The organism is Paenibacillus hubeiensis, from assembly GCF_032334105.1.
In the GTDB taxonomy this organism is placed as follows: Bacteria; Bacillota; Bacilli; order Paenibacillales; family Paenibacillaceae; genus Paenibacillus; species Paenibacillus hubeiensis.
On the sequence record NZ_JAVYAE020000001.1, the window covers coordinates 262,318 to 285,570 of the forward strand.

Below are 23,253 nucleotides of genomic sequence, written 5' to 3' on the forward strand. Positions count from 1 at the left end.
GGTCCTTTCCTTGTCCCCATTCAAATCGTCAATGCTGCAATGAAGATCGGCAGCAAGCTGTGATTGCACGATGTGCAACATTTCTTGAGGCGTCATTAATGTTACTGCACCTCCTGCATGGGATTGGTTATTCCATAATCGGCATCTGTCCATTTCCAATGGACGCTTCTTCAAATATCTATATAGGAGGAAAACGAACCCCTTGGGAGGTTGGCCGCCAATGAGATGGCTTATTATTAATGCAGACGATTTCGGCCTGTCGGAAGGCACGAACCGGGGGATCGAAGAAGCATACCGGGCAGGATCGCTTTCCAGCGCAACCCTGATGGTCAACATGCCTGGCTTCCCGGATGCAGTGAACAGGGCTAATACGTTACCGGAGCTTGGGGTCGGCCTGCATTTTAATCTGACGTATGGAAAACCGATTTCCGATCCACAGCATGTGCCTTCGCTTGTAAAGCCAGATGGGACATTCAACGGTATACACACGATGTCATCGTGGAACGAATGCGAGATCGAATTGGAGCTTGCCGCCCAATGGGAACGGTTCGTTACCGCCGGTTTGAAACCGACCCACCTCGATTCCCACCATCATCTGCATTTGCATGATCATGCCGTGCATCGAGCGATGTCAACGTTTGCCCTACGCCATCAAGTGCCGATGCGCAAATCCCGGCTCTCTGCCGTTTCTGCCACTCCTGTGCCTTTGACAACAGATTATATTTTACTTGACACCTACGACAAACAAGATAGCTTGAAACGCTTAATCCGAGCCATTGCCCATCTGCCCAAAGGTTCAACCGAAATCATGTGCCATCCCGGTTATGTCGATGATACCACACGAAAGATATCCAATTACACCCAAGGGCGGGAACTTGAATTAAACGTCTTCCGCAGTCGGAGCATTCATCAAGCGCTCGCAAAACACGGCGTTCGTTTGATCCATTTCGGTCAGCTTGCCGCAGCGAAAACAGCAACAATGCCGCTTATCCACAAACCGCTCCGAGCACCCGGTGAACATGTAAAGCCACGTCATCCAAAGCGATCCACGAAACGAAAATCGATCCTTGTTAAGAACAGGCGCAAAAAAAATGGCTCCTCCAGTTTTGACAAAATTCATTCTTCTCGCCTAACGAAAAGCAAAAAATAACCCCCGCATGAACAAACGGCCCCTAACTTTATGGTCAGAGGCTGTTTGTCATGTCGCACAATCAGGAAGAGCTCTTGATCTTTTATTCTTAATTCTCTTACATGATTCGAACAGCCTCATCGTCAAGACTCATCAAATGCAATGCCGGGATAATGATGGCTCGGAGATCTTGTTGGTCACGGATATCGTGACTCATTTGAATATCTCTAATCAATGCAAGTCGTGACGTTACGGGGGCTGAATTTAAATAATTCTTCAGCCAACCCATATCAAGATCCGTATCATCGTGGATTCGATATGGTAGATGTTCTTCTCCTTCAGCAAAAGGAAATTTCACGCCTAATCCGTCCTGTGTCTGAAGAGTAATCTCATTCTGACGAACCAGACTTACATTCTGAACATATGTATAAGGGTTATCAATGGCAGGGGTTGGTACATTGTTTACTGTCCATATTGTAATTCTTTCCCGAGTAATCCTTTCAATATCTGTAGGCTGATATGGAGAGTTCAACGCTTGTTCGGCCCACTGCCGCTTCTGAAGCAAATAACTTTCTTCGCTCTCAAAATCATTGTAAAACAATGCTCCGTCATTCAGATTAACGTTCAGAAACTCCGATAAATTGTTGGCTACAACGCGGGACGGACGATCAAAATTCATCGGACTGACACAAACGATCGGGGCTGCTTCAAGGTCCGTTACTGTCCCGTAATCCGTAAGAAAACCGTAATGTATGCCATCGGCGCCGATATTTCCAAACTCAATAACATCGCAAGGCGTGTTGAAATACCTGAACCCGTTTAAACTTAGATAAAAATGAAATCCCGTAAAAAATTGTTCAGCGTCTTGGAGACTTTCCTGTAATTGAATCAGCTTCTGAAGCGTTGGCGGTATATCGTATTTGCCAAAGTGTGTCCGCATTTGAATTCCTCCTGACTAAAAATACCCCAGTTCTAGAAGTGATTTTCCATCATAAGCTGGAGCTCTCTATAGCAATGATCTTGTTCGCCTGCGACATTCCGAAAAACATTTTCCGATGTTCTTCTGAGATTTCGGGAGTTCCTTTAAGTACAATTCTTGGACAATTTCGTGGGAAGAAATAGGAATGCTCATTCATTTGATCAATTGTCCATACGACGGCCGGAAAATCCTTACGGTTTAGTTTCTCTCGTGGGACAAATTGTTCAATATCTGGCTCCTCGCTGAAATGATATAACATTCTTCACCTCACAGGATCTAGTTCTTTTGGGACATCTACCATTTCAGAACATCTATCGGGCTTACACTCCCGATTTAAATGTATACGTCTTGTAATCCCCATTGCCAGATGAATATTGAAGCAAGTTGCCGTCTTCCGGTATGCCCATGAAATAAGCCCCCAGGCAGCCTGTTGTGCAGCGATGACCGGATATCAAAATATTGGCTTCCTTGGTATCACGCTGAAGTTCAAGTTCTTTCATAAATCCAAATACTCTGTTCACAAAGTGATTCAGTTCTTCCACCCCCTGATAAAAACGGGGATCTGGCAGTACACCCGCCAACTTGACTTCTTTCTTTAACAATAGATCCGCCTCACCCAAATCGAACACGTCCAGCCTGGAATCCGTGACTGCCTTCTGGTCTGTAATGATCTCTGCAGTCTGAATCGCCCGATTCTGTGGAGAAGAAAATACATAGTCAAAAGTAACGCGGCTTAAATGCTCCCGCAGCCATTCCGCCTGCTTCATTCCTGCATCATTTAGAGGCAACCCCTGGCGTCCTTGAAGTCTGCCTTGTTTGTTCAGGTCCGTTTGGCCATGCCGCACTACATAGATCATGATTTAACCCCCACTCTTTTTGCATTGATTCCAAAATGATATAAAAGCTATGATTTATAGTGGTGCCCGTTTACGTTTGAGAACCAGTTTCAATCTTTCGTTGATACTCGCATTCCAATACCTCTAGCAGCCCTTCCGCCTTCTTCTGTATAAATGTAGTCCAGAATAGTTCTCCCTTGCGCGCTTATCCGGGCATAGCCACACGCTTTCCGTTAACTCTTTCGTTGTATTCGTATAGTTCAACATGCGCTCACATCCTTGTTCTAATCGAGTGAGTTTAGTGTAGGGTTACTGAGTGCCGTATTTCGTTTTCTCGCTGTGCCATTGCAAAGCTCTCTGTTCCATCTCCTGAACAAACGGCTTCTTTCCCTTGCTGTAGTCGCTCGTATCCTCGTAACGTTGGGCAAGCTCTTCTTTCATCGCTGAATAACGTTCAACTTCTTCCGGATGCGCTTGCAAATAATCGCGAAACACCAAATGACGTAATATTTGCGGATGTTCGTATGGATAAAAATGAATATGATGCGTCCGCTGTTCCCCGCCTTTTCGAAATAACCTTCTTCCCGCAATGCCCCATTCTCCGGCAACATCATACCCAAGAGCATGCATACGGTCATTGTATCCATCAATAACTTGAATATCTTTCACCAAACACATCATATCCACGACCGGTTTGGCTTTCATTCCCGGAACGGCCGTACTGCCAAAATGTTCGAGTGTCCGTATTTCGTCGCCAAAAATGTCCCTTAACACTTGAGCTTCTTCTTCATACATCCTGGCCCAGTTCTCATCATACGGTGTAAGACGAATTTTCATGGAAATCTCCTCTTTCTGAAGGCATTAACCTGCTTCCACAACATCCATCTTATCCCAAACATTCCATCATGTGAAGTTATATTCTTTTAATGCTTACTTCCATCAGGTCAATATTAATATGAACGGCGCGAAATCCCGTTTGCGGGTTCGCGCCGTTCACAAACACACGTATGAATGGCTTATTGCATTCCTTGCATGATTGCATTAATGATGCCTTGTTGGGTTACGGTATTGTTGGATCGGTTAAACAAGGCAAATCCATGTTGGCCGTTGTGGCCATTATCCCAATAAACCGGCACCGCCCCGTATTTTTTGGCCGTTGCGGTGACCGCTTTGGCAAACGCTGCGCGGTATACGTTATTGGTCGAATCGTACGACGTTTTATCAATGGAACCAAATTCACCGAGTACCACAGGATATCCTTGGGTGACAAATTTATTGTACATCGATTGCAACTGTGAATTCAGGTAATCTTCTTGTCCCCACGTCGATTTCTTGGAAGGATTCGTTGCCGTGGCTCCCCATTGTGTAATCGTTCCATTTTCCTCGCCTGCAAAGTCCCACGGAGAATAGTAGTGCGCCGATATCATGATTCTTTTCTCCGAGCTTGGGATCGTTGAAGATCGGTTTGTATCCGTTGGCAGAACAAAACCATAGTTGCCAACGGTATAGTCGATATTCGTATTCCAACCCGGAATGAGCAACCATCTGGCGCTATTGTTGCCTCCGGTTTTCCTTACCGTATCCACGAAGATTTGGTTGTACGCATTCAGGTTGGCATAGTATGCGGAATTGGGATTTCCATAATTGCCGTCAAACACTTCGTTCATCGATTCCAGAATAAGCCGTTCATCATAGTTGATAAACTTGTTGGCAATTTGTTGCCACACTTTCTCATACTTTTGTTTGATGGCCGTTTGATTGCTTCCATTGACCAACAGCCATCCACCTTGCACGGTATTGTAGCCATCTCCATGAATGTTGATGATGACGTACAAACCTTCATTGTAGGCGTAGTCAACGACCGTTTTCACTCGATCCAGCCACGCTGAATTAATCGTATAGTTGGGAGCGCTTCCAATATGATTCAAATAAGAAACGGGAATCCGAATCGTTTTGAAACCCGCTGCTTTTACTTTTTTGATCAATTCCGGAGTAACCATAGGATTGCCCCATGCCGTCTCGCTTGGCGTGCCGTTCAATGATGCTTCAAGCTGATTTCCCAGATTCCATCCCGCACCCATTTCGCTAATGATCTGCGAAGCCTGCAAAGACCTGAAATCCGATGTAATCGGGGTTGCCGCCGATACTTTGGCATTCCAACCGTTTAAGAACATGGTAGACAACAATACAAGAGCCAGACTGTACATTCCGCACTTTTTCATTTTGGCCAGCATGTCAAAACCTCCGCTTATTTAATGATGATTCTTCCACACGCAGAACGATTACCTTGAACACACTTCGTTGACCATACTGCAATCAAAGTCCGGATGCCCTCCTTTCTGCATCGTATACGTTGCTGCCATTCCCAAGCTGCCGGTGCTAGAAAAAGCGATAGAGAAACCTACTAGCAAGTCTACGCTTGAATGAAAGCGCATCCTTTTCTCAGAATAACATATAATTGGAAATTAAGGTACTATATTTCTTTTTATCCGTGCATATTTAGTGAGAAAACGCCTTTATATTACACGAGTCTTCATCGTTAAATCGCGAAAAATGGAAAAGCGATGATTCCCTCATGAAACGTCTTTTCCCACTCGTACCAATCTGCGGAATTCAATCGTCCGACAACCTGCAGACCTGAAGGCTCCACAGACGCCCACAAGTATTCGTGATGTTTGTCTTCTTCTCCAAACCAGGCAGGTTGCGCAACGCCGTCCACCTTGATTTGTGCAGGCAGCATGGAATAGATTTCGGACAGCCCGCCCCACTTCTCATCGTCAAATTGCCCAAAATCCAGACCATACACCCGATCAATGCTGACGATCGACTCATCGGTGATTTCTACGTTATCGTAAAAACAAAGAGACATTTCACTCACTCCCAAAAAAAAAACCATGAACAAAATTATTAGATACAAAGCCCCTTTTGCAATAATTCTTCTCTCGCCTGGATTAGCCAAGGATGTACCAATTTAAGTTTGGAACGCTGCTTCCAAATGTAATTAAGATAGATCAGTATCCCTTCATCCAATCGCTGCTCGTCTACAACCTTTTTTCGGATTTCATGCAAATACGCATGATTTCCTGGCAGCTCCCAAGAGATTTTGTCTGAAACAAAAAGAACTTTATCCATAAGACTTGCTTCAGGCCTGAATGTGGTATGACATTCTATGGCGTCCAAGATCTCACTGTCGTTGATATGAAAAATTTCTTTGGCCATAGCTTTGGACAATTTTTGATGTACAATTCGATCATAGGTATACTCTTCGTCCATGATATCGATCGATAGTACCTTGGCTACATTTAACATCTCGCTTACAGGGACCACGTTACTGATGTCATGCAGCAGACCTGCTTGTTCTGCCTTCCACGGATCTGCACCATAAAGTTCTGCGATGTGCCTTGCCTGGGTTGCCACTATTAACGTATGATTTAAAGTTTCAAGATCATGATGAGCTGAAAAAAAGGCTTGAATGTCGTTTCGTACATTTCCCGACAGTAGCACATTCGATGAGTATGTTTCGAGGACCTGATGCATCATTCATCACCTTTCCGAGTTGAATTCCAACACCATTCACTTCACTTGATTTATGGATCTACATTTACCTCCAGTGGTTCAGATTTAATTTGAAATCGATGCGATTTATTGTCATAAGTAATGTAGAATTCTGCCTGACCGACGATCTTATATTTTCCGGGCTGGTCTACCGACAATTGATATAACTTGGAACTAACATGCTGTTCACCGTCGTAATTATATTTGCTATCGGGCTGGAGCGTTGTCCCCAAACCTATATCATTTACTGCAATCATCCCCTCATGGTTTGGCAGGGGTTTACCTGCATCATCGTAAATGGTATAAGTAAACATATCCGCACCATGGAAAATATCCCAAGCAGTCTCGCTTTGATTGACCAAATATCCCTTTACCTCAAAGGTTTCCCCGGCTGTAATCGTTGGAGGGGATTGCATTTCGATCCTAAACATGGATTCGGATGGTTCGTTGGCATGCTCCATATCGACTGTTTTTGTATGTTCACCCTGCGTAGCAATCGTATGGTTAGCATCATTGCAACTTGTAAGTAATACCGAACCCGCAACAATCAGCATGAATAAGAAATTTCGTTTTTTCATCCTTCTCTCCCCATTTTTTTATTCGACCCACACCTGTCAATAAGGAAATGGGAAGCTCACTTAAAACAACATAATCAAAATTCACAGGAGGAAGCTATGGACTGGTTCAATGAACAGATCAGCCTGAATTCGCTGATTTGGCTGTTTTTCGCTGCATTTATGATTCATGATTTCGAAGAAATTATTGTTGTAGAGAAATGGATGAAACGAAACCATGGGTTGGTTCGTTCAGCGCTGCCCAAGCCGCTTAGACGGCGTTTCGATTCCTTTCAGCATATCACCTCTGCTCAATTTGCCGTGGCGGTTGCTTTGGAATTCATTATGTTCATTCCGGTAACGTGGATAGCTGCGGAGCATCATTCTTTGTTGTTATTCATCGGTTTTAATGCTGTTCTCTTCATCCATGTGTTCACTCATCTATTTCAAAGCATCTACTTGCGAATGTACACCCCTGGAGTAGTGACAGCCGTTTTCGTAACTCTTCCCTATTCCGTTTATTTATTCTACCGTTTAGCAGAATTGAACATGCTCACCTGGTGGTCATTTATACAGAGTCTGGCTGTTGGCCTGATCCTGATCCCCATAGTCATGTTGGGACATATAATTGGCAAAAAAGTTATTCCTGATTGATTACGTATACATACATTTTTCAAAAACTCTGCTTTTATCTCTCAAACTGATGATTTGATCACAATTCAACCACCATCGTGATGGATGTACCCACCTTCCCCACTTCTTTGAATCCGAACCGCTCGTATAGTTTCACGGCTGGTATATTCCCTGGGTCCACACTCAGGGATAAGCGTCGGATTCCTCTTTGCTTAGCTTCTTTAAATAGTTCATTCATTAAGGAGGTACCTATTCCGTTGCCGCGATATTCTTTTAGCAAGGCCATGCCAATTTCAGGAACATGTTCGTGAACAAAACCAAATCCTTTATTTTTCTCGTTAAAAAATCAGTTCACAATCATAATGCTCCCAGACATCGAACAAATTGCCGTCCAAATCCTCCATCACAAAAAACTTCCCATACTTTCCTTCATCACTAATGTTCCCGACTTTAACATCTTCTGATTTTAAATAGCTATGTAACGATGCAATATCGTCCGTGAAAAAGGTAATCACCCATCTTCTTTGATTTCGCACTTCGAATACGGCTCTTGACTTATGTTCGCTTTGGATCAGATCCAAAATAGGTCGGTTATCCCTGAAAAGGCTTAAATATCCTTCCCTTCGATTTCTGATGTTGAATCCGAAATGCTTAACAAACCAAGCTGCGGATGCTTCCAGGTCTTCAACAGGGATCACATTATAAGCAATACCCAAGATTTTTCCGTTTTCCATGAGAACACCTCCGATTTGCGTTTTATTGAAAAATACGAGCCTCGATCACAGCATATCTTTATTTGTTCAAAAGAGTTCCTCGCGAAATGTCCGGTTGATTAGATAATCCAATCGTTTAATCCCTATTTTCCTAACGCTTAAATACTACGTTTAGTTGCAGGAAACGCAGCTTTCGATTTTATCTCTTTTTACTGCTCTTTCAAGTTCCACGATGTTGATGCGAATAACCACGTTCTCTATTTATACGTATTCATAGTCCTAATGGATTAATTTCATTATACTCATTCAGAACTTTCTGCATTTGGGTGATATGTCTTTTGGCATGTTGGCACAGAAAATAAATATATTGATACACATCAATCTTCCCTAAGTTATTTACCGTCATCGTCGTCTTGTAAAGTATTCCTTCGCCCTTGTTCATTTCGAACAGTATGTCTCTACATTCTTTTAATTGTTCCTCAAGCAGTAATCTTACTTCTTCGAGATCTTTATCTCCTGTCGGCTCCATATGCTCGGGTCTAATCCAATCAAATGAGTTATGTCTAGCAATTGCATCTAGCTCATGCAAATTAAATGAATATGTTTCTAACCGTGTTTGTAAATCTTTCTTTCCGGCCAAATCAATCGCCTTTCTCTTCCCTTTCCTGATTAATATCAACAAATAGTGATTGGTTAATGTAACATGCTCCAAAATCTGTCCGATGCTCCACCCCTCTTTAGGTTTAAAACAAAGCACTTCGGTGTTCAGCCCAAACCAAGGCTGGTATTCACTTAATGTGTTGGACAGTTCAAAATCGATGTATGTAATCGTTTTACTTATACTCATTTTTTTCACCTGCTTTTTAATTTTGGGTTTTGAAGGAACGGCACCAAGGGAAATAAATAAAAAAGCTCATGATTGCACCATGAGCTACAAACAGCTAGATGAAGCCCCATCAATTTAGAAAGTCAATAATCTCCTTATTGATCAGATCGGCTTGCTCATGATTTATTGCATGTCCTGCATCAGGAATGATTTTGTAATTCATTTTATTGTTCTCGAGTTTCTTTATAGCTTTCGGATAATTGGATAATCGATCGTATTCACCAATGAGGAACAATACCTTGTTCCTTAATTCGGATACCTCCTGATCCGTATGTATTTCTATTTTGTGCTGCATCATCGATTTATTGTTAAAATACTTTAACAAGTAGTACCAGTGCTTCATCAGAAGTTCATTGTCTTGAAATGGCGAACGATGAGGCCCGCTCAATTTATTCAGCAGCTTTTCACAGTTTTTTTCCGACGGAAATAATGCCTCTGGCAAAAAAGCAGCCATCATTTTATAAATCACTTCAAATGAATTGCTTGGAATTCTACCTGCAAGACAGACTGCCTTATTTACCTTATCAGGTCTCTTCAATGTGTAGTTATAAGATAAATAGGCACCATATGAAACTCCGCAAATATTTATGGTATGGATGTTCAAAGCTGTCACAATGTCGTCCATCCAAGTGATTTGATTGAATGCTCTGAAATATTCATCATTAGGTTCGCTTTTGCCAGATCCCCCTATAGCATCTACCGCAATCACATAAAACGCCTTAGCTAAATCCTTAATATTGTATATCCACATCATGGCCGAATTATCTGCTGTCCCATGAAATAGCATCAACGGTGGATTCGAACGGTCACCGGCAATGATCACGTGCGTCGAACCATAGGTCGTCTCGATCACCTTTTCTACGAAATCCGTTTCCCATGAATGCAGCAGCATGTTATAGGAATCCATAATTAATTTTCTTCCGGACGAGCTCTTATATCTCTCCATCGTTATGATCCTTTCATGAACATTTTTAAGTAACGCAGATGCCATGTTCTTTTGGAAGGTTATGCTTAAGAAGATGTATATTCACTTTTTAATAGACTCATGCAAATGCTATCCCAGTACTTCCCGTGTTTATAAATCTTTTCTCTGAATCTGCCTTCTTCGTGTTGGTTATTTCCGGATCATTAACCCATTGCCGAATAGGTTCAAAATCTTGGTCCAGGTACTCTCTATGTACAATTCTGTTTCCAGGGATATGAGCCACCTGTATTCATCCTTTCTATGGAAGTTTAGCTTTACAAAATCAAAACCCGTGGTCCTTCAAATAATACTTCACTCCAGCACGATCAACATCCGAAAAATCCAATGGATTCCGGGTAAATAAATCATTAAGTTCCTTGATAGCCATCCACTGAATATCTGCGGTTTCGTCACCAGCTTCCAGCAAATCTCCGGTGGCCTTGCATCTAAAATAATAACCGACGGAATCAATCGGTCCCTTAATGGTTTGATATGCTGCATAAGGTTGAAGACACTCCACCTCAAATGCAGGATTTATGCCGATCGTATCAATCCGAGTGTCAGCTCCTTCTATTTCATATACATCCAATCCTGTTTCTTCCTTAACTTCTCTGATCAATGCTTGGAGCAGCGATTCAAAAGGTTCCACCCTCCCCCCGGGAAGTTCGAACTTATACGCTGCATCTGCCTTAGTCCTTCTTTGTATAACGATCTCGATTCCTTCATTATTCTTTCGCTCTACAAAAGCTCTTGCATTTACATAGAACATCAGAGATCAACCCTTTATTGATTTTATAGTTTTCTACAACAATCTCGATGGAATCTGCCATCCCGCAAGCACCAACGAAGCCACCGTATACTCCCTTCAGGTACACCGATCAGTCTGTAAAATTTAGTTTGTTATAACAATTTGGTTTTTTACGATGCTTGGTTCGTTGTTCGAAAGCATAACCGATGCAAATTAACGTGGACTCGCTGAATGCTTTTCCCGCAAAAGTTATACCAAATGGTCGACCGTTATCTATATCCCCCGCCGGAATAGCTATGGATGGATATCCTGCATTTGCTGCTTTGGGCCTATATCTTGACACTTTCATCACTTTACAAAAAGGATCAATTAGAGTTCAGTATTGAGTACACATTCGTATCATAGAAGCGTCCATTTTGATACATATAGTTTCTGAGAATTCCTTCGTGTTCAAATCCCATATTCAATAGCAAATTGTTGGATGCCTCGTTCTCAAGAAAAACTATTGCACCAATACGGGCCAATTTTAACTCTTCAAAACCATATTTAAGTACCTCGGGAATTACTTCTGACGCATAGCCTTTTCTCCAGTAGCCTGGATTAATCTCAAACCCTAATTCTGCTCGTTTGTATTTTTGAGACCATAGATTAAAACCAATTGTTCCGATCACATGCTCTTGACCCTTAAGCTGTATTCCCCAACGCATTCCTTTTTTCTCTTGATACATAGTATGAAAGTGATTAATAAGGTTTGCAGCTTGTTCTTTTTCAGTAAAGGGATCTTGACCATAATATTTCATGGTTTCTTTATTAGAAAAGGAATCATATATTTGTTCAACGTCTTCAAATTGTACTTCTCTCAAAATTGTTCTTTCCGTTGTTAGGATTGGAAACATTTCTTATTCTCCTTTAGATGTCTATTTTAATAAATCCCCACTGCATCCAAGACGTTCTCCCCCTCTACAGTTTCAGTTCATATTTAATTTGTGTTTTTTCCTGCCCTCCAGTGGTCTCTACCATTTCTTCCGTTTGGACAAACCCGCGTTTCTCATAAAATGCCCTGCCTATAGAATTGTCTTTTCCTACCCACGCAAACAATTTCTTCATTGGCTTTAAAACGTGAATATATTCTTGGATGAAAGCTTTACCTACCCCCATTTTATGAAACTCAGGCCGTACGTAAATTCGTAGTAATTCAACCTCTTCCTCGTTTACTTGACGGGTGTGAGCATATCCGACGACTGCGTCATTCCATTCTGCGATCAAAAAATCCCGTTTCTCACTTTGAAGTGTTCTCTCTACAGATCGACTTAAATTCTCGGTAGAATAAGCTCTACTTAGGAACGTATCAATGTACTCTTTGGTATAAATACTTCCATATGTGTACATCCATGTTTCATGAGCAATGGACTGTATATGCGGAATATCCTCCATTGAAACCAAGCGAATGGCAATCATATGGCATCCTTCTTTCGTGATTTCGTATTTTGGTTAACTGCACTCAAAAACATGAAAACAAGTCCCTCGCCCATACCCATCCTTCACTTCATGTAACCGAATATGTTCAAAATCATTGTCCTGGAGTATACCTTCAAATTCTGTGATCGAATAAAGCTTAAGCGGAAATTCCATCATCTCCGTCTTTATGATTTGATCATCATTTTGCAGTTGATACTTTAGTTCGGTAAATAATATGGATCGATCTCTGAGATATTGCGTTTTCTTGTACAACACAATCGATTCATGCTCGAAATGTACCTTTCCTGATTCCGTCCATTCGGGGAGTTCATGTACCTCTTTATCCTTCAACATAATCGTAACAAGGAGTTTCCCTTGATCGGTTAGAGCTTTTTTCAAATTGTGTAGACTCATATTCACCAGTTCGTCTGGTAGTAAGGAGAATGATCCAAACGGAATGACGATCAAATCAAATGTGTTAGGGCTTATAAAATCTTCAATTCCGCGGTTATATACACGAGGTTTAAGATTCAACTGCTTGCCCTTCTCTCTGCACACCTTCAACATATCATCAGAAATATCGAATCCTTCGATATCAATCCCCTGCTGCATAAAAGGAATTAACAAACGGCCATTTCCACACATGGGCTCTAGTACGCGCATATCTTTTCGATGGACAAAAGAAAGATAAAACTCCAGTTCTTTCCCTTCGGCTAATGATTTGTCACTTTCATACATTCTGGTGCACAATTCTCCATAATAACTCATCTATTGATAATCCCCCATGGTTTAGCTGACATGTGATTTCCGCTTGTGATATTCATTGATCGCATCGAATAAATGTTCCTTTGTAAAATCAGGCCATAATGTCTTGGTAAACCAAAGCTCTGCAACGGATGATTGCCATAACAGGAAATTGCTTAGCCTTTGTTCTCCACTCGTTCTTATAATCAGTTCCGGAGCAGGCATCCCTTGAGTGTATAAATAATTTTCGATAACCTCTGCCGTTATTAATTCAGGATCGATCCCATCCGAAATGAGTCGTTTCATTGCATGTAATATTTCATTTCTCCCACCATAATTTATGGCAAAGCTTACGGTCATGCCCGTATTATTTTTTGTTCGTTCTTCAATACTGGCAAATGAATGGACCAGATCCTTTGAGAATCCTGACAGATCTCCGATGAACCTGACCCTGATATGGTTCCGATCAAATTCCATTAATGTGGCTTCATTCAAAAATTTCATCGGCAAATTCAGAAGATACTCAACTTCATCTTTGGGCCGTTTCCAGTTCTCGGATGAGAACGCATACAACGTGACATATTCTAATCCTATCGCATGACAATCACGGATTATTTTCCTCATCGTTTCCATACCGGCATAGTGACCAGCTGTTCGGGGTAATCCTCGTTTCGTCGCCCAACGTCCATTGCCATCCATCATGATTGCGATATGCTCAAGTCCCTTACCCTCTATGTTCATGGGTAACCCTCCAACTCTCATCTTGCTATATTTTGCGATTCATCTTTAATTCAAATTCAGGTTTGGTGATATACTCCGCATAATGGATGCTGCCTTCAAAATCAAGATACGCTTGATACCGCGTACGAATCGCCGGAGCCGATATCATCTCAAGCGCTTCTTCCTTTCTAACCCAACGACATTCAGATGTTTCTTCGGATGTGGTTAGTTCACCGCCCACAGGTTCACATATAAAATCGAACAATACTTTGGTAGGCACCATTCCCACTCCGCTATGCCCTTCATACGTCGCCGTGTTGGAATATACACCAATCAAGTATGATACAGCAACATCTATTCCACTTTCCTCTTTTACTTCTCTGATTAACCCATCGATGAGGTTTTCGCCGACCTCCACCTGTCCACCAGGAAAGACCCACCCACTCCGCAGATCTTTCACTAGCAGAACTTCACCGTGCTTATTTTCAACAAAACCTGCTGCTGCCACGATATGTACTGGAAATGGCATCGTTATCCCCCATTCATTCGGATCATCAAAATGACTCAACATTCTTCGACCATTTGCCGAGAGTTAGAGCGTGCAGCTTCAACCGAAGGCGATCAGGCAGAAGAAGCCCAACTCGCTTGCCGGGTATACTATATATGCTGGTGCCGCCGCTCGGAATAAGAAAGACGGACCATAAGAAGTACCGCATGGGTTCGTGTTTATTATTCTATTTCTACTTGCTTAGAATCCGTTTCAATTTTAAAATACTGACTTTTTTCGTCTTTAATAACTGTAAATTCTGCTATTGCCGAGATTTCGTATATACCAGGCTGCTTAATCTTATACTTGTAGTTTTCCGAAATAACAACCTTACCAGAAACTTCTCGATTCTTTCCTTTGTCCGTAATCGCATAGGAATTAATCTGATTCCCATTACGATCTTTAATCACGTAGACGAACATTTGCTGCTTACTCGAAATCGTCACTTTTTGCTCTAATTCTGTTTTAAGTTCAGCCTTGATCGTGAATTCCTCGTTGACCTTAACTTTTTGTGGGATCGAAAGCGTTGCGGAATAATCATCCAGAGTCGTACTAGACAAAGCACCTACTGTACTCGATGCTGTAGTTTGAACCGGCTTTATTGACTGACATCCGAGAAAAATTAAAAAGACAATGATAACAATACACGGCTTCAAACCAACCCCCTCCTCTTACATCTAACGTTGGAGCTTGACAATCTGTCTTAATGAAAAACCAAGTGCGTTAACACTTGGTTAGTACAATGATATAAACCGCAGTAATAAATTCACTAGGTACTACGAGCGCTGTACCAACTTCCGATCGGTGTCAGTTCGCTACCTTTGGATAGGATATCTATATTTTACCTTCGTTTACAATACCGTACAAGCACTCTATCTTCTTGCCTCGATCACTTTGTTTATCCATTTATACAGCAGCCACGTTTTGATGATCAGCTCATTCGCTTTATGAATCGTGACCTGGTTCTTACAATATAAATCGGTCAAATCCACTTTAATTCTTGCGATGGGTTTCACTGCCTCTTCACTGACCCATTCATTCTTTGTTTAGATACATACTTCGTGAATATAATAATTCATGTAGGTAATGCCTTTATAACTCACTCAATATCACTTTGCTCCAATAACCAGCGCTTCATGTCTTCTAACATACGAAGTGTAATATGATGATTGACCTTAGCGTATTCAACCCATTTGACTGAATTCAACATATTCTGTTCCCTAATAATTTGCATGAAGTGCCTTTGGCTATTGATTGGTATTGTGGTATCTTCCGTTCCATGTAATAGGAGCATTGATCTATCACGCATGCATTCAAGTGAGGTAATCGGGTCGAACTTCCGAATAAAGTCACGATCAATTGAAATCCAAGGCTCTCTTCGTTCTTGTTCACATATATGTTCTTCAAACTTCACCCAAGCACAAGAACCGTTAATTACAATTGCTGATTGAATATCTACGTTATTTGCAAAGACACCTCCAGCGATAAACCCACCTGCTGAATTTCCAATGACAGCAACAATATTATCATTCAATTCAGAAATGATTTGCTTTGCTTCGTCAACAGCCTGGACAACGACTTTCCAAAAACTTTTCTGCAGCTCTAATTTGTCGAAATCATTTAGTTTGCCTCTGGTACCGTGGTATGGAAGCTCAGGAATGATTACCGTGTAACCCCAACTGGAAAGCAAAGATCCAAAGAACTCGTAATCATCAATGCTTGAAATCCAGCCATGGTATAGCAGGACAATGCCATTAGATTCAATGCCGGAATTTATCTGTATACAAGGGATACCTGCAATGTTGCTTTTAAAATAATGCTCCATGTGCTCTCCATTCGAATTTTTCATGTAATGAATTTACAGTAATTTGATATCTTTTGAAATTTCAGTTGACGATCACCAGGTCGATCTCCCTTGGACAACGCTAATTCCTAGAGAGATCGATCCGGTTGCGATGTTCTGTTATCCAATCAACACGTTCAGATCAAAAGACGGACCACTTCACCATCGATCAGTTCTCGACTTATTCGTTTGAATCCTAATGATTCATATAAAGCGCCTGCAACTGTGTTTTCCGGTCTGTGCCCGATCATGATTCTTTGGCAGTCCAGTGTTTCTTTCATGAGTGTTAGCAGTTGCTTCATCGCTTCTCTTCCGTACCCTTTCCCCTGATGCTTCTGGTCAATCATTAGCGCCGGAATCCAATAGTTTCCATCCTCATCCGGAATCGTACAATAAACGATAAAACCGATAATATTCTCATTACAATAGATCGCCATTGGTTGAAATTCAGTGACATACTTCGATTCAGCAATCCAATATACGATCGGGGCCGGGAATACTTCCTTTTGATCTTCTCTTACTTCTAATTGGGTGCAGCTATACCAGTTATCGACCGACACGGGTTTCAAACTTATTGTCATGTTCAATTCCTCCTCAACGTGTTCACAGAGGAACCACTTGAACATTCCTCTGTGTTAGATCAAAACACCTCTTAAACCACTATGGGCATTACTCGAATGTGTATTGTTCATACCACATCACTCCTTTCAAGTTATGGATCATTAAATTGTTCTTGACATGTTGTGTTCTCCTTGAAAATACGATGAGTTCAACGCTTATGTGTTTTCCTGCCATCAATGAAATTTCTCACTAGATAAACCACACTAATCAATCACACAAGGCCTGCGAGTGCAGTACCATCTTCCGATCGCCAGTTATCCCCAGATTTTTTGATCTCCCCTTTTTAAGAGGAAAATCCGGTGATAAGCCTATGCTTCCGAAGCAGCTTTCTTTCAGAAAGCTTTTAAGCGAACGCTTTGCTGCTCCAGATTGGTTCTGCCTCTCCGTTAAAGTGCGGATGTTTTTTGCGGTTTATATAGTTGGTTTCCGTGAAAAGCCTTTATTATAAAATCTCGGTCTGGCACTCCCAACTCCTCAAAAGATTCCAAAAAAGCTCTATTCTCATATGCAATTCCCGCAAAGTGAATATTTATTATTCTTTCATGCAGTTCCACGATCGCATACCTTGCTATCGCATGATCATTACAGCCTAATGCTCCTGGGTTCAAATAAATCCTTTGCTCCGTCTTGAAGTAATGGATCGGATGGTGATGGCCAAAACAAACAAGACTATATGTCGAACCTTCGTATTTTGCATCTAACTTTAATCCTGAAGGGATTTCATCAATTTCTTCTCTTTGGCCTTGCTTCATATGATAATGTGTTAATAGTATTTTTTGTCCCTCTACTTCAATCTCTAGTGTTTGCGGGAGGTTTTCTATAAACTTGATATTTTCTTTCTTTATACGTTTGCCTATCCACTTATGATGTTCAGCGATCATTTCATGCCCTGGCAAGGTTTCCTTTCCTTGCAGTAGTTTTAAAACCGCTTCTTCATGATTGCCGGAAACCGCCGTTACATTACTCCGATTCATTATCTCTTCAAGCACTTCGTTGGAGTCAGGGCCAATGCCAATCATATCCCCCAGACAATATGTATGTTCTATATCCCCGCGGGAATCAATATCAGAGAATACAGCACGCAATGCCGGATCATTACCATGAATATCAGTTAGAATTGCAATCTTCATCCAGCCTGACATCTCCCTTACTTGATATCTAACTCACTTATTTTAGGCTTTTTCAGTTAAAGTTTTCTTGCTTTGACCACAAAGGTTACAGGGAACATCTTCGCTCTTTTTACCAAATCATTATTTTCATCGCGCAGCTCTGCTATTTCATTGTCGGTTTCTTCAATCATCTGTTCAATAACAAACCCTGCTTTAGCCAACGCATTGATATAGGTAGATAGTTTGCGGTCGGATAAGGTAAGGTCGCCTTGACAAAAATCAGGAGATACCGAATACCAAGATTCATCGAAATAACACTTGTTAAACGTAAACCGTTCATTTTCTTCAACAATACATTTGTGTATAGGATGGGACCAACTGAAAATAAATACGCCGTCTTTTTTTAAATATGAAGCGATCCGCCGAAAAGTGCCTTCAAGGTCGGTTGTCCAGCCTATGGCATAAATCGAATAAACAACATCAAAATAGGCTAACGGAATGCCGCATTCTTCTTCCATGGGAGAACAGATCAATGTTGCTGAAAGACCGCTCTCCGTCATACGCTGTTTTGCCTTTTCGATCTGCTTGTCCGACATGTCCAAACCCCAAAGTTCTTTTGCTTGGCGTTCCCCATGATATTGCAAGGATTGACCGTTCCCACAGCCGATCTCTAACAGCTTTTTTCCTGAAACATCGCCAAAAAGCTGGTGTTTTTCTTCCGACACAAATGCTCTATATAAAGGAAGCACGATGGCTTCCAAAAAGTCATTTCCTTTTGTGTTCCAATACGATCTGTTGGTTTCATGCACACGATATTTGTTCAATAGATCATCTCCTCTAAAATAAATGTTGATCGCTGCTCACTGGTCTGTCATTAGTGACGGTTGGAACCTCAATGCTTCCCGTCTTTTGGCCCCTTTTAACGATTCATAGTTTCTCTACACACTCATAAACCAAGTTCCCAAATGTTTTTATATCCTCCAGATAATCATATCCTGACGGATTTGGCCCGTTCTGATTATACATTCTGACCGCCACGGTTCTATACTGGGGAATGACAAGGCATGCACATCCGGTAGCACCCAAAGATTGAAAAGAACCATATGGAAGTTTATCACCTAATTCCGTTAAAGAACGCGGCTCATCTTGCACAAACCAGAAAAATCCATTTCTCGGTAATTTTCGCTCTAAACCGGGAGGAGTAATGATCGTCGTAACTTGCTCAAATATTTCTTTAGGAAATAGCTGCTTCCCCTCTATGGCTCCCTTATTTAAATGCAAATAACCCCAAAAGGCCAATTCTCTCGCACTCATAAACAAGTTAGCTTCATTCCCCAGATCGTCTGTGTAGGACTCGTTAAGCCATACTAATTTGTCATTCTGTTTCTTGCTCCATCCGGTTTGGTTAAATCCCAAAGGCGAAAATACGCGGTCCTCAAGCAATCGTGCCAAAGGCATCTTATATAATTTCCGGATAAGCTCAATAAGCAAATTCACACCGACATTATTGTATTTCCAATCTGCTCCTTGGAGAAACCGCCTATGATGCAGGCTATCCAGTCCATGGGTATGGGTTAACAAATGCCTTATGGTTGTATCGTTTAATACTCCTCTGTCGAAGTCATTTAAATAATCAACAACAAGGTCATCTATGCTTTTGATCTTACCTTCAACGAGTGCAAGACTAACAGCAAACCCTAAAAAAGTCTTCCGGACGGAAGCGACATTGAAGCGTGATTTGGTATCAACGAATCGGCTATCTGTAGCCTTGTCATGTGTTCCTGCATACCATTCATTCACGATCCGATCATTATGAATAATATACGTTGCAGCAGCGGTAGCGGATATGAACTGCTTTACGTCCGAAACATACTTATTTAGTTCTTTGAACGAGTCGCTTTGGGAGGTTTTAAGGTTAAACAATTCAATCTTCACCTTCTTCGTATTTTCGGTTTTGAAGCGGCACTAAAAGAAGTTATATATTCCGTTCTCGAAGTAATCATATTCTTCATCCGTTATTCTCAACGTTCCATATGCGTCAAAAAATATTTCTTGATCTCGTTCATTCTCAAAAGCATTATGTTTCGGTCTTATTGCTAAAGCGACATCATATCTTGGATCTCCGAACGCAGCTCCTGACCAGTCAATAACTCCAACGATATTGCATTCATTCACTAATACATTATCTATTGTAAAATCGCCATGAATCAACGTGTTCTCGATCGGTTTTGGTTTATCTTCTTTCAACCGTTTAAGCAGTTCTTCTGATCCATCTACAGCAAAGTGGGTTAGGTTATATTCTGCTTGGAGTAGCATTGAATCTAACCAAGAACGATCCTTCTTCAACAATTCAATAGGGCAAGCACTTTCATGTATTTTCTTTAAACAACGTCCAAAATTGAAGATGGCTTTTTCCTTTTCTTTGAGATCAGGCTCTCGAGCTAGAAATTCTCTCAAACTTATTCCATCCATATAATCCATCAGAAGCCATCTTGATTGGTTCTTGGCACAGAATGAATACGCTTTCGGAACGGGCAGCCCTGTATCGCAAAGATATTGAAGTATCTTATATTCTTTGGATAACCATTCATTGTATAGGTCGTTTTCTGTCTTCTTGATGATGTACTTTTGATCGGGTGTATCTAAAATAGCAACGATAGAGGTATGACCTTGCCTGGGAAAAGTAATTCTTCGTACTTCTCCGATTTGGTCTATGATCTCAATGGGGATGTCCTGAATTTTCATCGTTTCCTCCTTTCTTGTACTTCGCATCCTTTCAACGAGGCATAGCCTTTAATATGTGATCTACGCTATGATCGTCCCATATAATTACATGACACTTTTCTTTATTTAACTTTTGCAGTGCGCCAAGTCGGTGATTACCGTCTCGTACACTAAAAGATCCATTTCGATTTTCAGCAATTAACGGAGGCATATCCCATCCATCCTCTAATCGCTCGCAAATTTGATTTATGGTATGATTCCACCAATTCTCATCCTCTACATACTCCATATGTGATTCTGGCCCAACAACTCTGCTAAGATAACTTGTCTCGATTTCAACTGGTCCGAGCCAATACCTTGTTTTTAACTTAAGTCCATTCGATAATCCAACGTTCTCTCCTTCACCATTCAGAAAGTGATGTATCCATGTTTCAATATCATCGTTTGCAGCGTACTTCATTGCAGCCGTTAAAGTAAATATAGACATAATCAGCACCTCATATCTCATTATAGAAGTTGAACCAGTGATTTTTATCGTGTAAATGTCCAGTTCAACATTTTCGGATAACGTTATTCACGAACCGAGAAGCTTTTCAAATTCAAAAAAAAGCGAACTCTCCGCTTACACCTAAATGCGAAGCAAGGACAGAATCCGCGGCCTAGATATCGTGTTACAGGATGTCAGTGTCTTCCCCGAATGATCTACCATTATCCATTTTGCAATTAGTCATTTCTTTAAGATTCATATTTGCAAGTTCAAGTGCAATCGCTAATGTAATCTGAGGATTTTTTCTGAGCCCTTTTAGATAGGTATTATCTAGCGGTTTTCATTTGCGGAAAAAACCTCTTTATCACAGAAAGTAAGCCTGATCTTATTTCGTTATTGAATAGCGATTCATGCGATCCAATTAATTGTATTCTGATATCTTCCTCAGTTTTACTGCCCTTCAGTTTTATTAATTTCATGGTACCTCTCAAATTGTTTTTTCATTCAAGCAAGTTTGTTTTTTCAGACATTACGCTGATCTTTTAATAACGTTTCTGCATTCACGAGTCTCGATACGTTAAGTGCGATACCAGTTAGCCGTTCTTATTGTTTCCGTTGAATTCGATGTTAGAAGATGCCACCCACTTTTTCGTGTTGCTTTCAAAGTAATTTTTATTCTTGTCTCCATGTATGTATTTCGAGTAGTTTTCCAGTAAGTCCAATGGTTCGCCTGGGATTTGCAAGCTCAGTATGAGAAATTCAGCCCCATCGAACATCTGGCTGAAGCTTTGAACATTCCTCGTCGACAAAACAAGCTGGAAAACGCAGAGAAGCCGAGTCAAGCCAAACATCAACTCAATTTTGAAGGATCTGCTTCTTTTATTCTCGTTTGCAAGGCCAAAAACCTTTCACCGCTAACACTTTGTTTCTATCAGGGCAGCGCCAAGCAGATGAATTTCGCCTTTCTGGCACAGCAAGTGCCTGTTGATATCTATACGGTATTGATTCGCGAAATCAAAATTTTTATTGTTTCTGTAATCATTTTTATGTGATTTGTTCTGCTTGCACCTACAGTTACTGGAGGTTATATAATGGAGGCGTGAGGAGGAGATGACGATGGGCAGTACACATTATTCCATCGGAAAATTTGCCGAATTGAGCGGCATTCCGATACGGACGCTTCATTATTATGAAGAGGTGGGGCTGCTATGCCCACGTCGTCAGGAAAACGGGCATCGAATCTATGGTACTGGTGATTTGATCACCTTGCAGAAAATCATTGGATTGAAAACGCTCGGTTTTTCTTTGGAACGTATTCGCAAATTTAATCATCGCGAATCGGAGATGAGTTTGGTCGAAACACTGAATATGCAGCAGCAAGCCCTGCAAGCCGCCCGCGCTGAACTTGACAAGTCGCTGGAGATCCTCGAACGGCTGCTAACCATCCTGCAGCGTGAAGGTGAACTGGAGCATAACATGATGTTTCTGCTGATACGTAACATGCTAAGGGAGGACAAACAGCGCAGTTGGGTGGCTGAGCATCTGTCAGAGCAAACGGCGACTGCCTTGTTCGATATCTCCCAAGATGCCGCAGCTGAATTGGATCGGGAAATGCTTGCTTTTGCCGAAGCCGTTAAGCGTTTAGCGGCAGGAGAGCCGGATGCTTTGGAAGCCGAGGAAATGCTAGGTTTCTATGTGCAGCGGATACTCGGTTTTCTTGATGACAAGGCGATTGCAAACTTTGCCCATATTCCAGAGGAGGAGCATGAATGTTTGAACCAGTTGGTGGATATGCCATTTAACGAACGGGAGAGCGCTTGGCTGGATGAGGCGTTGGCACACTATGCGAGCAAATTCGGCCTTCATGGAATCGATGGGCAGAAGGAAGCGCAGAAAGAGGAGTAATGGAAAAAGAGAAACAGACTTTTTTTCAAGCTGACCGGGCTATAGCTATTGTAATCGTAAGCAATCGGAGCAGGAGTGTGAGCAGCATCGCTTAATCA

29 protein-coding genes and 2 pseudogenes are annotated in these 23,253 nt (G+C 41.5%); 4 read left to right on the top strand and 27 right to left on the bottom strand.

Translation table 11 applies throughout. The features are described from left to right. The first annotated feature begins 220 nt into the window (after window positions 1–220). Entirely contained in the window at window positions 221–1,150 is a 930-nt protein-coding gene (locus RSX24_RS01155; RefSeq protein ID WP_343259464.1) for a carbohydrate deacetylase, read from the top strand. A 97-nt stretch (window positions 1,151–1,247) separates the two neighbouring features. Here the strand turns inward: RSX24_RS01155 and RSX24_RS01160 are convergent, their stop codons facing one another. The 8 genes from RSX24_RS01160 to RSX24_RS01195 form a co-directional block, all read right to left on the bottom strand. Then, the gene (locus RSX24_RS01160) at window positions 1,248–2,069 is read right to left on the bottom strand and encodes a hypothetical protein (protein WP_343259465.1); all 822 of its coding nucleotides are present in this window, start codon (window positions 2,067–2,069) and stop codon (window positions 1,248–1,250) included. A gap of 49 nt (window positions 2,070–2,118) precedes the next feature. After that, a complete protein-coding gene (locus RSX24_RS01165) occupies window positions 2,119–2,367 on the bottom strand; it encodes a DUF6886 family protein (RefSeq protein ID WP_343259466.1) in 249 nt (82 codons plus the stop codon). Window positions 2,368–2,428: 61 nt separating this feature from the next. Then, window positions 2,429–2,965, bottom strand: coding sequence for a histidine phosphatase family protein (locus RSX24_RS01170; protein WP_343259467.1), 537 nt, complete (start codon window positions 2,963–2,965; stop codon window positions 2,429–2,431). A gap of 288 nt (window positions 2,966–3,253) precedes the next feature. Further along, the gene (locus RSX24_RS01175) at window positions 3,254–3,781 is read right to left on the bottom strand and encodes a GrpB family protein (RefSeq protein WP_343259468.1); all 528 of its coding nucleotides are present in this window, start codon (window positions 3,779–3,781) and stop codon (window positions 3,254–3,256) included. A 179-nt stretch (window positions 3,782–3,960) separates the two neighbouring features. Further along, window positions 3,961–5,178: a glycoside hydrolase family 5 protein gene (locus tag RSX24_RS01180; RefSeq protein ID WP_343259469.1), complete on the bottom strand. Its 1,218-nt coding sequence runs from the start codon at window positions 5,176–5,178 to the stop codon at window positions 3,961–3,963. A 305-nt stretch (window positions 5,179–5,483) separates the two neighbouring features. Then, window positions 5,484–5,813 (bottom strand): hypothetical protein, encoded by a 330-nt coding sequence (locus RSX24_RS01185; RefSeq protein ID WP_343259470.1) that lies wholly within the window; start codon window positions 5,811–5,813, stop codon window positions 5,484–5,486. Between the two features lie 38 nt (window positions 5,814–5,851). After that, complete coding sequence (gene yqeK, locus RSX24_RS01190) at window positions 5,852–6,484, bottom strand: bis(5'-nucleosyl)-tetraphosphatase (symmetrical) YqeK (protein ID WP_343259471.1); 633 nt, start codon at window positions 6,482–6,484, stop codon at window positions 5,852–5,854. Window positions 6,485–6,531: 47 nt separating this feature from the next. Then, entirely contained in the window at window positions 6,532–7,077 is a 546-nt protein-coding gene (locus RSX24_RS01195) for a hypothetical protein (RefSeq protein WP_343259472.1), read from the bottom strand. Window positions 7,078–7,173: 96 nt separating this feature from the next. On the opposite strand from RSX24_RS01195, the gene RSX24_RS01200 reads away from it, so the two are divergent. Continuing rightward, on the top strand, window positions 7,174–7,707 hold the full coding sequence (locus RSX24_RS01200; protein WP_236417295.1) for an HXXEE domain-containing protein: 534 nt from the start codon (window positions 7,174–7,176) through the stop codon (window positions 7,705–7,707). A 58-nt stretch (window positions 7,708–7,765) separates the two neighbouring features. Here RSX24_RS01200 and RSX24_RS01205 read toward each other — a convergent pair. The 19 genes and pseudogenes from RSX24_RS01205 to RSX24_RS01295 form a co-directional block, all read right to left on the bottom strand. Continuing rightward, window positions 7,766–7,981: pseudogene (locus RSX24_RS01205) on the bottom strand (GNAT family N-acetyltransferase); the annotation flags it as partial. 43 nt (window positions 7,982–8,024) lie between these two features. Beyond that, window positions 8,025–8,420 (bottom strand): VOC family protein, encoded by a 396-nt coding sequence (locus tag RSX24_RS01210; RefSeq protein ID WP_343259473.1) that lies wholly within the window; start codon window positions 8,418–8,420, stop codon window positions 8,025–8,027. A gap of 250 nt (window positions 8,421–8,670) precedes the next feature. Next, on the bottom strand, window positions 8,671–9,246 hold the full coding sequence (locus tag RSX24_RS01215) for a DinB family protein (RefSeq protein WP_343259474.1): 576 nt from the start codon (window positions 9,244–9,246) through the stop codon (window positions 8,671–8,673). A gap of 109 nt (window positions 9,247–9,355) precedes the next feature. Next, window positions 9,356–10,177, bottom strand: coding sequence for an alpha/beta fold hydrolase (locus RSX24_RS01220; protein WP_343259475.1), 822 nt, complete (start codon window positions 10,175–10,177; stop codon window positions 9,356–9,358). 355 nt (window positions 10,178–10,532) lie between these two features. Next, a complete protein-coding gene (locus tag RSX24_RS01225) occupies window positions 10,533–11,018 on the bottom strand; it encodes an NUDIX hydrolase (protein WP_343259476.1) in 486 nt (161 codons plus the stop codon). 109 nt (window positions 11,019–11,127) lie between these two features. Next, a pseudogene (locus RSX24_RS01230) lies at window positions 11,128–11,316 on the bottom strand (amidase); the annotation flags it as partial. Between the two features lie 46 nt (window positions 11,317–11,362). Continuing rightward, window positions 11,363–11,893, bottom strand: coding sequence for a GNAT family N-acetyltransferase (locus RSX24_RS01235; protein ID WP_343259477.1), 531 nt, complete (start codon window positions 11,891–11,893; stop codon window positions 11,363–11,365). A 64-nt stretch (window positions 11,894–11,957) separates the two neighbouring features. After that, complete coding sequence (locus RSX24_RS01240) at window positions 11,958–12,455, bottom strand: GNAT family N-acetyltransferase (RefSeq protein WP_343259478.1); 498 nt, start codon at window positions 12,453–12,455, stop codon at window positions 11,958–11,960. A gap of 33 nt (window positions 12,456–12,488) precedes the next feature. Then, window positions 12,489–13,223 (bottom strand): class I SAM-dependent methyltransferase, encoded by a 735-nt coding sequence (locus RSX24_RS01245; RefSeq protein ID WP_343259479.1) that lies wholly within the window; start codon window positions 13,221–13,223, stop codon window positions 12,489–12,491. A 21-nt stretch (window positions 13,224–13,244) separates the two neighbouring features. Next, window positions 13,245–13,940 carry a polyprenyl diphosphate synthase gene (gene uppS, locus RSX24_RS01250; RefSeq protein ID WP_343259480.1) on the bottom strand — a complete coding sequence of 232 codons (696 nt, stop codon included), beginning with the start codon at window positions 13,938–13,940 and terminating at the stop codon, window positions 13,245–13,247. Between the two features lie 25 nt (window positions 13,941–13,965). Further along, entirely contained in the window at window positions 13,966–14,448 is a 483-nt protein-coding gene (locus tag RSX24_RS01255) for an NUDIX hydrolase (protein WP_343259481.1), read from the bottom strand. A gap of 200 nt (window positions 14,449–14,648) precedes the next feature. Beyond that, window positions 14,649–15,122 carry a hypothetical protein gene (locus tag RSX24_RS01260; protein WP_343259482.1) on the bottom strand — a complete coding sequence of 158 codons (474 nt, stop codon included), beginning with the start codon at window positions 15,120–15,122 and terminating at the stop codon, window positions 14,649–14,651. Window positions 15,123–15,565: 443 nt separating this feature from the next. Further along, entirely contained in the window at window positions 15,566–16,291 is a 726-nt protein-coding gene (locus RSX24_RS01265) for an alpha/beta hydrolase (RefSeq protein ID WP_343259483.1), read from the bottom strand. Between the two features lie 155 nt (window positions 16,292–16,446). Then, window positions 16,447–16,890 (bottom strand): GNAT family N-acetyltransferase, encoded by a 444-nt coding sequence (locus RSX24_RS01270; protein WP_343259484.1) that lies wholly within the window; start codon window positions 16,888–16,890, stop codon window positions 16,447–16,449. Between the two features lie 426 nt (window positions 16,891–17,316). Next, window positions 17,317–18,060 carry a metallophosphoesterase family protein gene (locus RSX24_RS01275; protein ID WP_343259485.1) on the bottom strand — a complete coding sequence of 248 codons (744 nt, stop codon included), beginning with the start codon at window positions 18,058–18,060 and terminating at the stop codon, window positions 17,317–17,319. A gap of 56 nt (window positions 18,061–18,116) precedes the next feature. Next, window positions 18,117–18,863, bottom strand: a complete 747-nt coding sequence (locus RSX24_RS01280; RefSeq protein WP_236417275.1) for a class I SAM-dependent methyltransferase — start codon at window positions 18,861–18,863, stop codon at window positions 18,117–18,119. Window positions 18,864–18,966: 103 nt separating this feature from the next. Beyond that, window positions 18,967–19,962, bottom strand: a complete 996-nt coding sequence (locus RSX24_RS01285) for a serine hydrolase domain-containing protein (RefSeq protein WP_236417274.1) — start codon at window positions 19,960–19,962, stop codon at window positions 18,967–18,969. A 42-nt stretch (window positions 19,963–20,004) separates the two neighbouring features. Beyond that, the gene (locus tag RSX24_RS01290; RefSeq protein ID WP_343259486.1) at window positions 20,005–20,784 is read right to left on the bottom strand and encodes a phosphotransferase family protein; all 780 of its coding nucleotides are present in this window, start codon (window positions 20,782–20,784) and stop codon (window positions 20,005–20,007) included. Window positions 20,785–20,815: 31 nt separating this feature from the next. After that, the gene (locus tag RSX24_RS01295) at window positions 20,816–21,250 is read right to left on the bottom strand and encodes a ParB N-terminal domain-containing protein (RefSeq protein WP_343259487.1); all 435 of its coding nucleotides are present in this window, start codon (window positions 21,248–21,250) and stop codon (window positions 20,816–20,818) included. Window positions 21,251–21,987: 737 nt separating this feature from the next. On the opposite strand from RSX24_RS01295, the gene RSX24_RS01300 reads away from it, so the two are divergent. Both RSX24_RS01300 and RSX24_RS01305 read left to right on the top strand, forming a co-directional pair. Beyond that, window positions 21,988–22,302 (top strand): hypothetical protein, encoded by a 315-nt coding sequence (locus tag RSX24_RS01300; RefSeq protein ID WP_343259488.1) that lies wholly within the window; start codon window positions 21,988–21,990, stop codon window positions 22,300–22,302. 64 nt (window positions 22,303–22,366) lie between these two features. After that, a complete protein-coding gene (locus RSX24_RS01305) occupies window positions 22,367–23,155 on the top strand; it encodes a MerR family transcriptional regulator (protein WP_343259489.1) in 789 nt (262 codons plus the stop codon). Window positions 23,156–23,253: the final 98 nt, after the last annotated feature.